This is a genomic window from Rhodococcus sp. SMB37 (assembly GCF_004345605.1).
Lineage (GTDB): Bacteria > Actinomycetota > Actinomycetes > Mycobacteriales > Mycobacteriaceae > Rhodococcus.
The window spans coordinates 254969-267413 of the sequence record NZ_SLVY01000007.1 but is presented as its reverse complement, the minus strand read 5'-3'; the positions used below and the strand labels follow the sequence as shown (position 1 = coordinate 267413).

The following is a 12445-nucleotide window of genomic DNA, read 5'->3' as shown; positions in this document are numbered from 1 at the left end:
GTGGGGAGCGCGGCTCTGTGAAACAGGAACCCACCGAGGCGGCACGGCGTGCTGCGGTAGGAATCCCGGTCGTTCACGGCCGGGAGGACGTCAACCCGTCCACGAACCGAAATGACCCGGCGTCCGTGAGGAACGCCGGGTCATTGTTGTGCCCCCAGTAGGGCTCGAACCTACGACCTGCGGATTAAAAGTCCGTAGCTCTACCAACTGAGCTATAGGGGCATGGGCGCACAGTGTAACCACACTGCGCGCCAAATCGTATCGGACACGCATCCGAAGATTTCAAGGGGCTCGGGTGCACACCCCCTGCTTCCGCACCCGAGCCGCGGAAAGCATACCACTCGGTGTGTTCTGCGGTTCATGGTGGTCCGAGGTGCAGGTCACCCGGCCGCGATGGGTATCGCGCGACTAGAGTTTCCTTCGGGGATCGGATACTCGGAGGGCTCGATTCGCTCATGTCACGTCAACAGGAACGTGCGCGCCGTACGCGTTCCGTCATCATCAGGGCGGCTGCTGTCGAGTTCGCGAAGCGTGGATACGGAGCCGCGTCGATCAACTCGATTCTCGAACACTCGAACGCGACCAAGGGCGCGATGTACTTCCACTTCGCGTCCAAGGACGAACTTGCGCGCGCGGTTCTCGAAGAAGGGCTCGAGCATTACCGGACGATCGTGTCGCGCTGGGTCGACGCACCTGAGCTCGACCCGTTCGAGCGTCTGCACGGAATGATCGCGGACCTCGGAGAGGCGCTCCACAACGATGACGTCATCGCGGCCGAATTCAGGCTCGTCACCGAACCTGAATTCGCGGACGAAGCGCTACTGCGTGGCAGCTATATCTGGGGAAGGGCGGGCTATCAGCTCGCGGTCGAAGCTCAGGAGCGAGGACTTTTCCGTCCTGGTGTGGACATCCGCAGGTTCGTCGAAGCGGTCGGGTCGTCGCTGGCCGGGCAACGCTACCTCGCAGACCTCACTTCGCCGGACACCGACGTCAAGTCCAAGTTCGAGGCCTGTCTCGAGGTTCCGCTCGAGGCGATGGCCTCGGAGGAGTGGCTTGCCCGCTGGTGGGAGCGCGGTTGGCCGCAGACATCGGATTGATGGCATGACCAGCTGATTTGTGAATCAGGAATGCCGTGACATAAGCTGTCCAAGCTCCCAGCGGAACGGAAAATCCCGTTGAGGGTGCGGGTCGGAGGAATCCGGTCGGGCCCCCTTCGTCTAGCGGCCTAGGACGCCGCCCTTTCAAGGCGGTAGCGCGGGTTCGAATCCCGTAGGGGGTACACTTCGGTTTCGGCCGGATGTGTACAGTACGCTGGCAGAGAATTGAATAGCAAGGCCCTGTGGCGCAGTTGGTTAGCGCGCCGCCCTGTCACGGCGGAGGTCGCGGGTTCGAGTCCCGTCAGGGTCGCAGAAGTATGCGATCGGCATTCGGTTCGGGTGCCATCCGGCCAGGTAGCTCAGTTGGTACGAGCGTCCGCCTGAAAAGCGGAAGGTCGCCGGTTCGATCCCGGCCCTGGCCACGGCGATGGTTGTGTTCCACCATCGACAAATGAATACAGGCAAGTGAATACACCAGGCCCACCGCATGCGGTGGGCCCAGCTATGAAGAGCCCAATGGGTTCCTATGGCCCTGTGGCGCAGTTGGTTAGCGCGCCGCCCTGTCACGGCGGAGGTCGCGGGTTCGAGTCCCGTCAGGGTCGCTCAACCGAAGGTCCGGTATCGATGAGATACCGGACCTTCGTCGTTGTTGCAGTTCGGCACGTTACAGTTCGGTACTGTCGCCGGCCGCTACCGTTCCCCATCGGTCCGCTCCGCTACCGTGACCGAGTGAACATGTTCTAGTGTGTGCCTACGTAACTGCATGGACACGTGTCCGAACAATCCGGGGGTTGGATGTGCGCATAGCTCTGCTGTCGTATCGGAGCAAACCGCACTGCGGGGGGCAGGGCGTCTACGTTCGTCACCTCAGTCGGGAGCTTGCGGCCCAAGGTCACGACGTCGAGGTGTTCTCGGGCCAGCCGTACCCGGAACTCGATCCGGCGGTCACCCTGACGAAGGTTCCCAGCCTCGACCTCTATTGCGACGACGACCCGTTCCGCACGCCGCGACCCAGCGAGTACCGCGATCTGATCGACGTCCTCGAGGTCGCCACGATGTGGACGGCGGGGTTTCCGGAACCGCGTACCTTCGGGCTTCGCGCGGCCCGGTTACTACGCGACCGAATCGCCGATTTCGACGTCGTCCACGACAACCAGTCGCTCGGATCGGGACTTCTCCGCATCGCGCAGGACCTACCGCTGGTCGCGACCATCCATCATCCGATCACCCGGGACCGCGAGCTCGACCTCGCCTCGGCGCCCACGTTGCGTCGCAAGATCACTCTGCGGCGTTGGTACGGATTCCTGCGCATGCAGGGGCGGGTCGCCCGGAAGATACCGACACTGCTCACCGTCTCGGAGAACTCCGCCGACGACATCCGCACCGCCTTCGACATCGAACCGGACCGACTCCACACGATTCCGCTCGGCGTCGACACCGACCTGTTCGCTCCGGCGACCACGCCGCGGGTCTCGGGTCGCATCGTGTGTGTGGCCAGCGCCGATGCTCCCCTCAAGGGGGTGCCGACGTTGCTCGAAGCCGTGGCCAAGCTGCACACCGAGCGCGAGATCGAACTCGTGCTCGTCTCCAAGCTCGCTCCCGGTGGTACCACCGAGCGACTCATCGACGATCTCGCTATCGGTGATGTCGTGCGCACTGTATCCGGGATCGACGACGCCGAACTTGCGGAGCTTCTCGCGTCGGCGGAGATCGCTGCGGTGCCGTCGTTGTACGAGGGCTTCTCGCTGCCGGCGGTCGAAGCCATGGCGTGCGGGACTCCGTTGGTGGCCAGCCGCGCGGGCGCGATTCCGGAAGTGGTGGGCGAGGCCGGCGAGCTCGTACCGCCCGGTGATGCCGAACAGCTGGCCGCCGCGATTGCGGCACTGCTCGACGATCCGGCTCGGCGGACACAACTGGGCACCGCTGCCCGCGCCCGCGTCGAGGAGAAGTACAGCTGGGCTGCGGTCGCCGCGCAGACCGCGACCGTCTACGAGAGCGCGATCGCAGCACACGAAGGAAGGACCGACTGATGCTGACCGTCGACTTCGACCGGCTGGGGGTGCGGCCGGGATGCCGCGCGATCGATATCGGCGCCGGTGCCGGCAGACACTCGTTCGAGTTGTACCGGCGTGGCGCGGACGTCGTCGCCTTCGATCGCAGCGCTGACGACATGAAGGCGGTCGCCGACATGTTCGTGGCGATGGAACTCGAGGGCCAGGTACCCGAAGGGGCCCTCGCCCGCGCCGAGGTGGGCGACGCGCTGGCACTGCCGTATGCCGACGAGACCTTCGACCTCGTGATGATTTCCGAAGTCCTCGAACATGTTCCCGAGGACGATCGGGCGATCGCAGAGTTCGTGCGGGTCCTCAAGCCAGGCGGGGTCGCGGCGGTAACGGTCCCGCGGTGGTTCCCCGAGAAGATCTGCTGGGCGTTGTCGGAGGCCTATCACGAGGTCGAGGGTGGGCACGTGCGCATCTACAAGGCGGACGAGCTGGCGGCAAAGCTCACCGCGGCCGGTCTGACCGTGCGAGGGACCGACCACGCCCACGCTTTGCATTCACCCTACTGGTGGCTCAAGTGCGCGGTCGGTGTCGACAACGAGAACAATCCGCTGACGAAGACCTATCACCGGATGCTCGTGTGGGATCTGATGGAAGGTCCGTGGCTGACACGCACCGTAGAGAAACTCCTCGACCCGGTCATCGGTAAGAGCGTCGTGTTCTATCTCGAGAAGCCGGGTGCATCCGGTGCGCCGCAGTGAGTTCCATCGCCGGATGATGCCGGAGGTGCCCGGCGTCCTGTCGCGCGACGAATGCCACGCGACAGGGCAGGCAATCGCGCGCATGCAGGAGGCGTGCGGGTCGATTCCCTGGTTTCCGGGTGGCCACACGGATCCGTGGGATCACATCGAATCCTCGATGGCCCTCACTGTCACCGGGCTGCTCGACGAAGCGTCTGCGGCCTTCGGCTTCCTGCGCAGGACACAACGTCCCGATGGGTCGTGGCCGGTGAAGTTCCGGAACGGGGTCATCGAGAACACCGATACAGACAGCAATTTCACCGCATACATCGCAGTGGGGGTGTGGCATCATCACCTCGTCACCGGCGACCGGCGGTTCACGTCCGAGATGTGGCCGACCGTGCGGGCAGCACTCGACCACGTCGTCGGCATGCAGTTTCCCGGCGGGCACATCGCGTGGGCGCGGGGGTCGGGCGGACTCGTCGACGAGGCGCTGCTGACCGGAAGCGCCAGTATCCACCAGAGTCTGCGGTGCGGGGTTCAGCTCGCCGAACTCGTCGACGACCCGCAGCCGGAATGGGAAGTGGCGCTGTATCGATTGGGCCATGCACTGCGCAGGCACCCCGAGGTGTTCACGCCGAAGCCCGAATACTCGATGGACTGGTACTACCCGATACTCGGTGGTGCGCTGCGCGGCGCCGAGGCTCATCGGCGAATCCGGGAGCGGTGGTCCGATTTCGTCGTGGACGGACTCGGGATCCGCTGTGTCGACCACAAGCCGTGGGTGACCGGCGCCGAGACGTGCGAGCTCGTCCTCGCGCTCGATGCTCTCGGCGACAAGGCGCGGGCGAACGAGTTGTTCGCGTCGATGCAACACCTGCGCGACCCGGACGGTTCGTATTGGACGGGACTCGTCTACCAAGACGGCAAGCGATGGCCCGTCGAGGTCAGCTCGTGGACGAGTGCGGCGGTGATTCTCGCGGCAGACGCGTTGTCGCGGACGACGGGTGGCAACGGGCTGTTTCGCGACGCAGCTGTTCCCCAGGGGCAGGTCGGTCCGGATCACTGCACCGAGCACTGCGAGGTGTTCGTCTGACGGAGTACCGACCACTGCGAGGTGTTCGCCTGAGTGAATCCGGGGGAGTCTTGCGCACCTGCGCTCTGTGCGCGTAAGCATGGGAGGTGAGTCTCGCAGGTAGGAGGCGCCGATGATCAGGTATGTCCTGGTCGTGCTCGTGGGAGTGGCGACGGCGGTATCGGTGCCGGTCGCAGTGATCTCCGGGGGCGCGGGTTGGTGGATCCTCGCGTCGCTCTGTCTCGTGCTCGCAGCTGTCGGCGTCTACGATCTGTTGCAGACCGGACACTCGGTGCTGCGTAACTATCCGATCCTGGGGCACTCGCGGTACCTCTTGGAGGCAGTGCGTCCGGAGATTCAGCAGTACTTCATCGAGCGGAACGTCGACGGCCGGCCTTTCGACCGCGACACTCGCACGATCATCTACGAGCGCGCCAAGGGAATCCACGGGGAGCTGTCGTTCGGAACAGAACGTGATATCGACTCCGTCGGATACGACTTTCTTGTCCACTCGATGGCGCCGGTGCCGGAACCGGCAGAGCCGCCGCGAGTACTGATCGGTGGACCGGACTGCACCAGGCCGTACTCGATGGCGCTGTTGAACGTGTCGTCGATGAGTTTCGGCGCGTTGTCGGGCAATGCGTTGAAGGCTTTGAACAGGGCTGCTGCTCTGGGGGGTTTCGCGCACGACACCGGTGAGGGCGGGTTGACGCCGTATCACCTCGGGGGCGGCGATCTGGTGTGGGAGATCGGGTCGGGTTACTTCGGGACGCGCACACCGGACGGACGATTCGATCCGGATCAGTTCGCCGAGAATGCTGCCCACGAGCATGTCAAGGTTGTTTCGGTGAAGTTGAGCCAGGGCGCCAAACCGGGGTTGGGAGGTGTGCTTCCTGCGGCGAAGGTCAGCGAGGAGATCGCCAGATACCGTGAGGTACCCGCGCACGAGAAATGTGTGAGTCCCTCTGCACATTCGGCGTTCCGCACGCCTTTCGAATTGGTGGAGTTCGTGTGTCGGTTACGTGAGCTCGCGGGTGGGAAGCCCGTCGGATTCAAACTGTGCGTGGGTTCCCGTGTCGAGTTTCTGGCGCTGTGCAAGGCGATGATAGACGTCGGTGCCACTCCGGATTTCATCGTCGTCGACGGTGCCGAGGGCGGCACCGCTGCCGCACCGCTGGAATACGAGGATCATGTCGGGCTGCCTCTCACCGACGGACTGATGACCGTCCACAATGCTCTCGTGGGTTCTGGGCTGCGGGATCGGATCAAGATCGGTGCAAGCGGAAAGGTGGCTGCGGGGAACGACATCGTCAAGCGGTTGATCCAGGGCGCGGATTTCACCAACGCGGCACGCGCGATGATGATGGCCATCGGCTGCATTCAGGCGCAACGATGCCACACCAACACCTGCCCGGTCGGGGTGGCAACGCAGGATCCGATGCGGAGCCGGGCATTGAATGTGGCGGACAAGAGTATCCGGGCGTGGCGGTACCAGGAAGCAACGGTGCAGCAGGCAGTGCAGATCATGGCGTCGCTGGGAGCGAGCGACCCCGGCGAGCTGACCCCTCACATGCTCCGGCGAAAGATCGATGCCACGCATGTGCGGTCCTACGCAGAGATCTACGAATGGCTTTCGCCCGGTGTACTTCTCGACGAGCCACCCGAATCTTGGGCTGCAGACTGGGCAGCCGCGACCCCCGAATCGTTTCGGGCGGCCTGAGCGCCCCTACGACCCGACGACCCCTCCGGTGCGCTCCAGCACCCGCAACGATCCGGTGACCGATACCTCGGTGAACTCCCCGCTGTCGAGTGCGCGGCAGTAGATCTCGTATGGAGGGCGACCGCCGTCGGCGGGGTCGGGGAACACGTCGTGGATGATCAGGGCACCCCCCGGCTCCACCCATCGTGCCCAGCCCGAGTAGTCGGCCTGCGCCGCTTCGCTGCTGTGCCCACCGTCGATGAAGACGAAGGCTAGCGGCGTCCGCCAGAATGCAGCGACCTGAGGGGACCGACCCACGATCGCGACGACGTGCGACTCGAGGTCGCCGTCGGAGAGGGTGTGCCGGAGTTTCCCGACCGTATCCAGTTTGTCGGTGTGCGGGTCGACCAACGACGAATCGTGGTACTCCCAACCCGGCTGGTGCTCTTCGGAACCGTGGTGGTGATCGACGGTGACGATGGTGCCGCCCGTCGCCTTCGCCGCCTCGCCCAGATACACCGTGGAGCGGCCGCAGTAAGTGCCGATCTCGACGCCCACCCCGTCCCCGAGGTAGCGGATGGCTGCGTCGTGCAACGCCGTGCCCTCGTCGAGAGGCATGAAACCGGGGGTGGCTTCAGCGAGTGCGAGCGCCTCGCGGGAGAGGGTGGTGTGGGTCATCGGGTCGCCGCCTTTCGTTTGTGCAGAACATTGCCGACCGCGTTGTCGAGCTTCGTTCCGAGTGGCCAACCCACATAGTGTGACAGGAACAATGCGATCTCTCGTAGCTGCTCCTCGTCGAGTTCTTCGTTCTGCAGCGCAGCGCCGATCTGGATCTCGGCGACGTCGCTCAACCCTTGTGCGGCCAAGGCGCCGAGTAGCAGCAACCGCCGATCGCGAATGCTCAGTCCCGGTCGCGACCAGATGTCGGCGAACAGGTGATCGGCGGTCGCGGCGAAATGTGCGCCGGGCCCGTCCTGGAACTCGAATCCGTAGACCTTTCCCATCATCTCGAGTCCGCGCTGGCGCCTGTCGTCGGTCACGGCTGTTCCTCCATGCTGTGGGTGCGTGCGATGTCGCCGATCCCGACTCCGAGACCGGGGCCCAGGCCCGCGAGGGCGCGTGTTGCGAGAGGAAGATCGATCTCGAGCCGGTCGCCGAGGGCTATGGCGAGCGCCAGGTCCTTCTCACCCAATGCACGCACATGGGAGAAGATCGGGAACCACGAATCGTCGGGTTCGAGTGCGGATGTATTGTCGCGCCACATGATCGATCCTGCGCCGCCCGTGATCGAGTCGGTGTGGCGGACGACCTTACCGAGTTCGGTGATGTCGATTCCGGCGGCTTCGGCGAGTCGTTGGGCTTCGGTTGCAGCAGTGAAGGATACGAAGTGGAGCAGGTTCCGGGCAAGCTTCATCCGGGTGCCCGCGCCCACCGGGCCGGCATGCACGACCAGCGCGGCGAATGCGCCGAACGGCTCTTCGATCTTCTCGAATGCCTCGTCGGACGCCCCGACCATGACGGCCAATGCAGCCTTCTTCGCGCCCGCCGCGCCACCGCTGACCGGTGCGTCGACGAACTCGACCCCGCGTGCCGTGCATTGTTCGGCCAGGTCGACGGCCGTGGTGTCGGAAATCGTCGAGTGCACGGCGATCACCGTGCCCGGCGTCGCGGTGGACAGCAGTCCGTCAGAGCCGGCGACGACGTCGCGTACCTGGGCGTCGTCGAGAACCGTCACACAGACGATGTCGCTGACGGAGGCGAGTTCTGCTGCGCTCGAGACGGGGTGGGCGCCTGCTTCGACGAACGGAGTGACCGCGTCGGGGTTGGTGTCGAGGACGGACAATCTGCCGCTGTGGTCGAGCAGCCGGTGCGCCATCGGTGCGCCCATGTTGCCGAGACCGATATAGCCGATGCGGGTCGTCACGACCGGATCACCTGCCCGCCGTCGACGTTGAAGATCTGGCCGGTCACCCAACCCGCTTCGTCGGACAGCAGGAACAGGCACATGCCGACGAGATCGTCGGGGGTGCCGATCCTCTCGAGCGGCAGTTGTTTCACCATGTCGGCGACCATGCTCGACGGGGTGGTGGTCCGGGTGGCCTCGGTGTCGATGGGTCCGGGTGCGATCGCGTTGATGCGGATGTTCGACCCGCCGAGCTCCACCGCGAGTTGCTGTGTGAGGCCGTTGATCCCGACCTTCGCGAGTCCGTAGAAGCCCGAGTAGACCCAGGCGGCGGTGGACGACTGGTTGACGATCGACCCGCCGCTGCTCGTCATGTGAGGCCATACCGCGCGGGTGATGTTCAGGGCCCCATCGAGGTTGACGCTCATGAACTTCTTGTAGTAGTCCCACGGCACGGTGAGCAGGAGGTCGAGTTTCATCCCACCGTAGATCGCGGCATTGTTGACGACGTGATCGATACCCCCATACGTCTCGACGGTCTTGTCGGCGAGTTCTTTCGCCGAGTCGGGGTCGGAGACGTCCACCGGCAGGAAGGTGGCGGCGCCGCCGTCGACCACGATCTGCTTGGCCACCTGCTCGCCGAGCTCGGCATCGATATCGGCGACCACCACGCGCGCACCTTCGGCGGCGAGTGCGCGTGCGTACGCCTCGCCGATTCCTTGGGCTGCTCCCGTGATGATCGCAGTGCGATCGGTGAATCTGGCCATGACCGGTCCTTTCGAATATGTCGGACACTGCGAACGTCAGAGTGCAGGTTCTGCGACGAGCTTGGTCTCCAGGTACTCCTCGAATCCGGCCAGGCCCATCTCGCGCCCGATGCCGGATTGCTTGTATCCGCCGAATGGTGCGTCTGCGGCATACCAGATGCCGCCGTTGACTCCGAGGGTGCCGGTGCGGACACTCGCGACGACGCGTGCGATGCGATCGGGGTCGGTGCCGTAGACCGCGCCGGAGAGTCCGTAGGGAGAGTCGTTCGCGATGTGGACCGCGTCGTCGTCGCCGTCGTGGGGCAGTATCACCAGCACCGGGCCGAAGATCTCCTCCTGTGCGGTGCGGGCGGAGTTGTCGAGTCCTGAGATCAGGGTGGGCTCGACGAAGAATCCACGATCGTGCTCGGCGGGTCGTCCACCTCCGACCACGATCGTGCCGCCCTCCTCGACGGCCAGCCGGATGTAACCTTCGACGCGTTCGCGCTGTCGCGCCGAAATCAGCGGGCCGCAGATGGTGCCGGGGTCGCGTGGATCGCCGGGGCGAAGGCCCTGCAGCGTCTTCGCGGTTGCCTCGACGGCCTCGTCGTACCGGTCGCGTGGCACGACGAGTCGGGTGGTGATCGCGCAGCCCTGGCCGGCGTGGGTGCACACCGTGAACGCGGCCATCGAGCACGCCGCGCGGAGGTCGGCGTCGTCGAGGACGAGAAACGCCGACTTGCCACCGAGTTCGAGGAAGACCTTCTTGAGCGACTCCGACGCCGCACGCATCACCGACTTCCCGGTGGCGGTGGAACCGGTGAACGAGATCAGGTCCACTCGCGGATCTTCGGCGAGCAGGGCGCCGATCCGGTGATCGCTCGAGGTCACGATGTTGAGAACACCCGCGGGGATGTCGGTTTCCTCGGCGGCGATCCTGCCGATCAGCGCGGCACACCAGGGAGTGTCGGGGGCAGGTTTGAGCACGACGGTATTACCCGCGGCGAGCGCGGGCCCGATCTTCGCGAAGTTGATCTGATGCGGGAAGTTCCACGGGGTGATTGCGCCGACCACGCCGGTGCCTTCCTTGAGTAGATACCGGTGGGTGGGGATGCCCATGGGGGAGGCGTTCCCAAGATCTTGTGTCCACGAATAACTCTCGGCGAGATCGGCGAACCACAGCAGATCGTCGACGGGTCCTTCGAGGTGCGCAGCTGCGGTCAGGAACCTGGGGGCGCCTACCTCGGCGATCGTGATCTCCCGCAGTTCGTCGATGTGGCCGCGAATGGCGTCGCGGAGCTGACGTAGGCAGTGTGCGCGGAAGGCGTGGTCGCGGGACCAGTCGGTGTTGTCGAATGCGCGGCGGGCCGCGTCGATGGCGGCGTCGAGATCGGCGGCGGTGCCGTCGGCTGCACTACCGAGGACCTCCTCGGTACTGGGATCGACAATCTCGAAGGTGCCGCCGCTGCCGGGGACGAGCTTTCCGTCGATCAGGAGCATGGAACTGTCGGTCGGGCGCAATGTCATCAGACGATTCCCTCAAGTTCTGGACAGGTGTCTGGACTATAGTTCGGCACGCTGTGAGAACGCAATGGTTCGAGTGGATGCCGTTACGGGGGAGCCTGATACGACGAGGTGAGTGTGCAGGAGTTCGGGCTCGTCAGAACACTCGCATGCCGAGGCGGCGTCGTGTGCGCATGTCGACGAGATAGCCGTGCCACAGCAGGCGCCAGACGTGCGGGGTCGCCCGGTGGACGGCGCGCATCGTCCGCAGATATCTGTCGAATCGTCGTTGATCGTCGGCCGTCCAGTCGTAGTGCATGGCCTTCCGGAACTCCGGCGGCAACGCTCCCCGGGTGATCAACTCGAAACCTCGTCCGAAGATCTTGTGTGCGGCCCGTCCGGCACGGCCGAGTCGCACTTCGAGGAAGCTCAGATTGCACAGGCGGGTGAGATACCCGCGGACCTCGTCATTCATGGAGATCCGGTCCACGCCCTCGCGCCAGAGCGCGTCGTACTCGTCCCGGGTCGTCGGCCAGGACTCGGGACGCACGTTCAGGGTGGTCGCCAGGGAGATGCCGTCGCGCAGGATGCTGCGGTATTCGGCCTCGCTCAGCGGGCCGTGCAGGAATTCATGCTGGTCGATGAAGTACTTCAACAGGCACACCGCCACCCAGAGCTGCAGCTTCGGTGAGTTCGCGCTGTACGAGACCTCGGCGTTCGGTTCGGACACGACCCGGGCGTGGATCTTCCGCAGCTCCTCTCGCAGATAGGCGCGGTCTGCGTCGGTGCCGAACACCGCGACCGCAAGATAGGTGCCCGTTGTGCGTGCGCGCTTGATGGGATGCAGGTCGGCGCGGCCGGAATCGACGGAGCTGTCGACCACCCCCTGGCCGACGCCGGGATCGGCCAGCTGCATGATCACGTTGGCCGCGTTGATCGTTCCGCCGAGAGGGGATACGAGATCGCCGACCGTCTCGAGCGTGCGCATGGAACCTCCATCTGAAGACGACTGTAATCAGTTTACGTCCGCTTCGGAGGACGTGGGCAGGTGGGACAGCGCGCCCTGGACAACGGATTCGTAGATGCGGTCGAGATCGATCTCGTTGCCGAGGAACCCGCTGTTCTCGAGAATTGCGAAGCCATGTAGAGCCGAGAACATGCCGATCGTGATCTCGAGTGCTCGCTCTTCGGGGACTCCGCACGAGGTCAGCATCGACCCCAGGGCGGCATTCGCATCGAGGCCTGCCGTGATCAGGCTGTCCCGGTCGACCGGCGCGGTGGTCAACGCCTGGTAGCGACGCGGGTGTGTCGTGGCCCAGGACCGGTGGGCATCGATCAGCGCACGTAGACCGTCCCTGCCGCTGCGCCCCATCGCCACTTCACGCAGGTGTATCCCCAGGTCGGTCATGGCGCGCGCCTGCACTGCGGCCCGAACGTCGTCGAGGCCGCGTACGTGGTTGTACAGGGAGGCAGCGACGATTCCGAGGCGGCCCGACAGGGTGCTCATCGAGAGTTGCTCCCATCCGGCCTCGTCGACGGCGTCGATGGCGGCGTCGATCACCTTGTCGCGCGTGAGGGTTCGTCGTCTGATCGGGCGGGAGTTGTCACGTGCCATGAATTCATTCTAAGGGGCTTCCATTGTAAACGAAGGTATGTAGTTTGTAAGCGAGCGTCATTTGCCA

The 12445-nt window shown here is 64.8% G+C and carries 12 protein-coding genes and 5 tRNA genes; 9 read left to right on the top strand and 8 right to left on the bottom strand.

Annotated elements, in window-relative coordinates; genetic code table 11:
* Window positions 1–149: 149 nt before the first annotated feature.
* Window positions 150–222 (bottom strand) — tRNA-Lys (locus EV641_RS14365).
* Between the two features lie 233 nt (window positions 223–455).
* On the opposite strand from EV641_RS14365, the gene EV641_RS14360 reads away from it, so the two are divergent.
* The 9 genes from EV641_RS14360 (at window position 456) to EV641_RS14320 (ending at window position 6632) form a co-directional block, all read left to right on the top strand.
* Complete coding sequence (locus tag EV641_RS14360; protein ID WP_054713159.1) at window positions 456–1097, top strand: TetR/AcrR family transcriptional regulator; 642 nt, start codon at window positions 456–458, stop codon at window positions 1095–1097.
* Window positions 1098–1206: 109 nt separating this feature from the next.
* A tRNA-Glu gene (locus EV641_RS14355) sits at window positions 1207–1279 on the top strand.
* A gap of 54 nt (window positions 1280–1333) precedes the next feature.
* Window positions 1334–1407 (top strand) — tRNA-Asp (locus tag EV641_RS14350).
* Between the two features lie 38 nt (window positions 1408–1445).
* Window positions 1446–1519 (top strand) — tRNA-Phe (locus tag EV641_RS14345).
* Between the two features lie 106 nt (window positions 1520–1625).
* Window positions 1626–1699: transfer RNA gene (locus EV641_RS14340), tRNA-Asp, on the top strand.
* Between the two features lie 195 nt (window positions 1700–1894).
* Window positions 1895–3127, top strand: a complete 1233-nt coding sequence (locus tag EV641_RS14335; RefSeq protein ID WP_054713158.1) for a glycosyltransferase family 4 protein — start codon at window positions 1895–1897, stop codon at window positions 3125–3127.
* Window positions 3127–3858 (top strand): class I SAM-dependent methyltransferase, encoded by a 732-nt coding sequence (locus EV641_RS14330; protein WP_054713157.1) that lies wholly within the window; start codon window positions 3127–3129, stop codon window positions 3856–3858. Before EV641_RS14335 ends, EV641_RS14330 begins: the two co-directional genes overlap by 1 nt.
* Window positions 3859–3874: 16 nt before the next feature.
* Window positions 3875–4933 carry a prenyltransferase gene (locus EV641_RS14325; RefSeq protein ID WP_199233260.1) on the top strand — a complete coding sequence of 353 codons (1059 nt, stop codon included), beginning with the start codon at window positions 3875–3877 and terminating at the stop codon, window positions 4931–4933.
* A 112-nt stretch (window positions 4934–5045) separates the two neighbouring features.
* The gene (locus EV641_RS14320) at window positions 5046–6632 is read left to right on the top strand and encodes an FMN-binding glutamate synthase family protein (protein ID WP_132472474.1); all 1587 of its coding nucleotides are present in this window, start codon (window positions 5046–5048) and stop codon (window positions 6630–6632) included.
* A 6-nt stretch (window positions 6633–6638) separates the two neighbouring features.
* Here EV641_RS14320 and EV641_RS14315 read toward each other — a convergent pair whose 3' ends face one another.
* The 7 genes from EV641_RS14315 to EV641_RS14285 all read right to left on the bottom strand — a co-directional run bounded on the left by EV641_RS14315 (window position 6639) and on the right by EV641_RS14285 (window position 12378).
* Window positions 6639–7289, bottom strand: a complete 651-nt coding sequence (locus EV641_RS14315; protein WP_132472472.1) for a class I SAM-dependent methyltransferase — start codon at window positions 7287–7289, stop codon at window positions 6639–6641.
* Window positions 7286–7651, bottom strand: coding sequence for a carboxymuconolactone decarboxylase family protein (locus tag EV641_RS14310; RefSeq protein WP_054713155.1), 366 nt, complete (start codon window positions 7649–7651; stop codon window positions 7286–7288). The genes EV641_RS14315 and EV641_RS14310 overlap by 4 nt, the downstream gene beginning before the upstream one ends.
* Complete coding sequence (locus EV641_RS14305; RefSeq protein WP_277874502.1) at window positions 7648–8535, bottom strand: NAD(P)-dependent oxidoreductase; 888 nt, start codon at window positions 8533–8535, stop codon at window positions 7648–7650. Before EV641_RS14305 ends, EV641_RS14310 begins: the two co-directional genes overlap by 4 nt.
* Window positions 8532–9281 carry an SDR family oxidoreductase gene (locus tag EV641_RS14300; RefSeq protein ID WP_132472470.1) on the bottom strand — a complete coding sequence of 250 codons (750 nt, stop codon included), beginning with the start codon at window positions 9279–9281 and terminating at the stop codon, window positions 8532–8534. The genes EV641_RS14305 and EV641_RS14300 overlap by 4 nt, the downstream gene beginning before the upstream one ends.
* 36 nt (window positions 9282–9317) lie before the next feature.
* A complete protein-coding gene (locus EV641_RS14295; protein WP_132472468.1) occupies window positions 9318–10787 on the bottom strand; it encodes an aldehyde dehydrogenase in 1470 nt (489 codons plus the stop codon).
* 133 nt (window positions 10788–10920) lie between these two features.
* A complete protein-coding gene (locus tag EV641_RS14290) occupies window positions 10921–11751 on the bottom strand; it encodes an oxygenase MpaB family protein (protein WP_054713153.1) in 831 nt (276 codons plus the stop codon).
* A gap of 27 nt (window positions 11752–11778) precedes the next feature.
* Window positions 11779–12378 (bottom strand): TetR/AcrR family transcriptional regulator, encoded by a 600-nt coding sequence (locus EV641_RS14285; protein WP_132472466.1) that lies wholly within the window; start codon window positions 12376–12378, stop codon window positions 11779–11781.
* Between the last annotated feature and the right edge of the window lie 67 nt (window positions 12379–12445).

Excerpts from the sequence above, each read along its gene's own strand:
- EV641_RS14360 (WP_054713159.1), top strand. The coding sequence starts at position 456 with ATGTCACGTCAACAGGAACGTGCGCGCCGTACGCGTTCCGTCATCATC.
- EV641_RS14330 (WP_054713157.1), top strand. The coding sequence starts at position 3,127 with ATGCTGACCGTCGACTTCGACCGGCTGGGGGTGCGGCCGGGATGCCGC.
- EV641_RS14325 (WP_199233260.1), top strand. The coding sequence starts at position 3,875 with ATGCCGGAGGTGCCCGGCGTCCTGTCGCGCGACGAATGCCACGCGACA.
- EV641_RS14320 (WP_132472474.1), top strand. The coding sequence starts at position 5,046 with ATGATCAGGTATGTCCTGGTCGTGCTCGTGGGAGTGGCGACGGCGGTA.
- EV641_RS14315 (WP_132472472.1), bottom strand. The coding sequence starts at position 7,289 with ATGACCCACACCACCCTCTCCCGCGAGGCGCTCGCACTCGCTGAAGCC.
- EV641_RS14300 (WP_132472470.1), bottom strand. The coding sequence starts at position 9,281 with ATGGCCAGATTCACCGATCGCACTGCGATCATCACGGGAGCAGCCCAA.
- EV641_RS14295 (WP_132472468.1), bottom strand. The coding sequence starts at position 10,787 with ATGACATTGCGCCCGACCGACAGTTCCATGCTCCTGATCGACGGAAAG.
- EV641_RS14290 (WP_054713153.1), bottom strand. The coding sequence starts at position 11,751 with ATGCGCACGCTCGAGACGGTCGGCGATCTCGTATCCCCTCTCGGCGGA.
- EV641_RS14285 (WP_132472466.1), bottom strand. The coding sequence starts at position 12,378 with ATGGCACGTGACAACTCCCGCCCGATCAGACGACGAACCCTCACGCGC.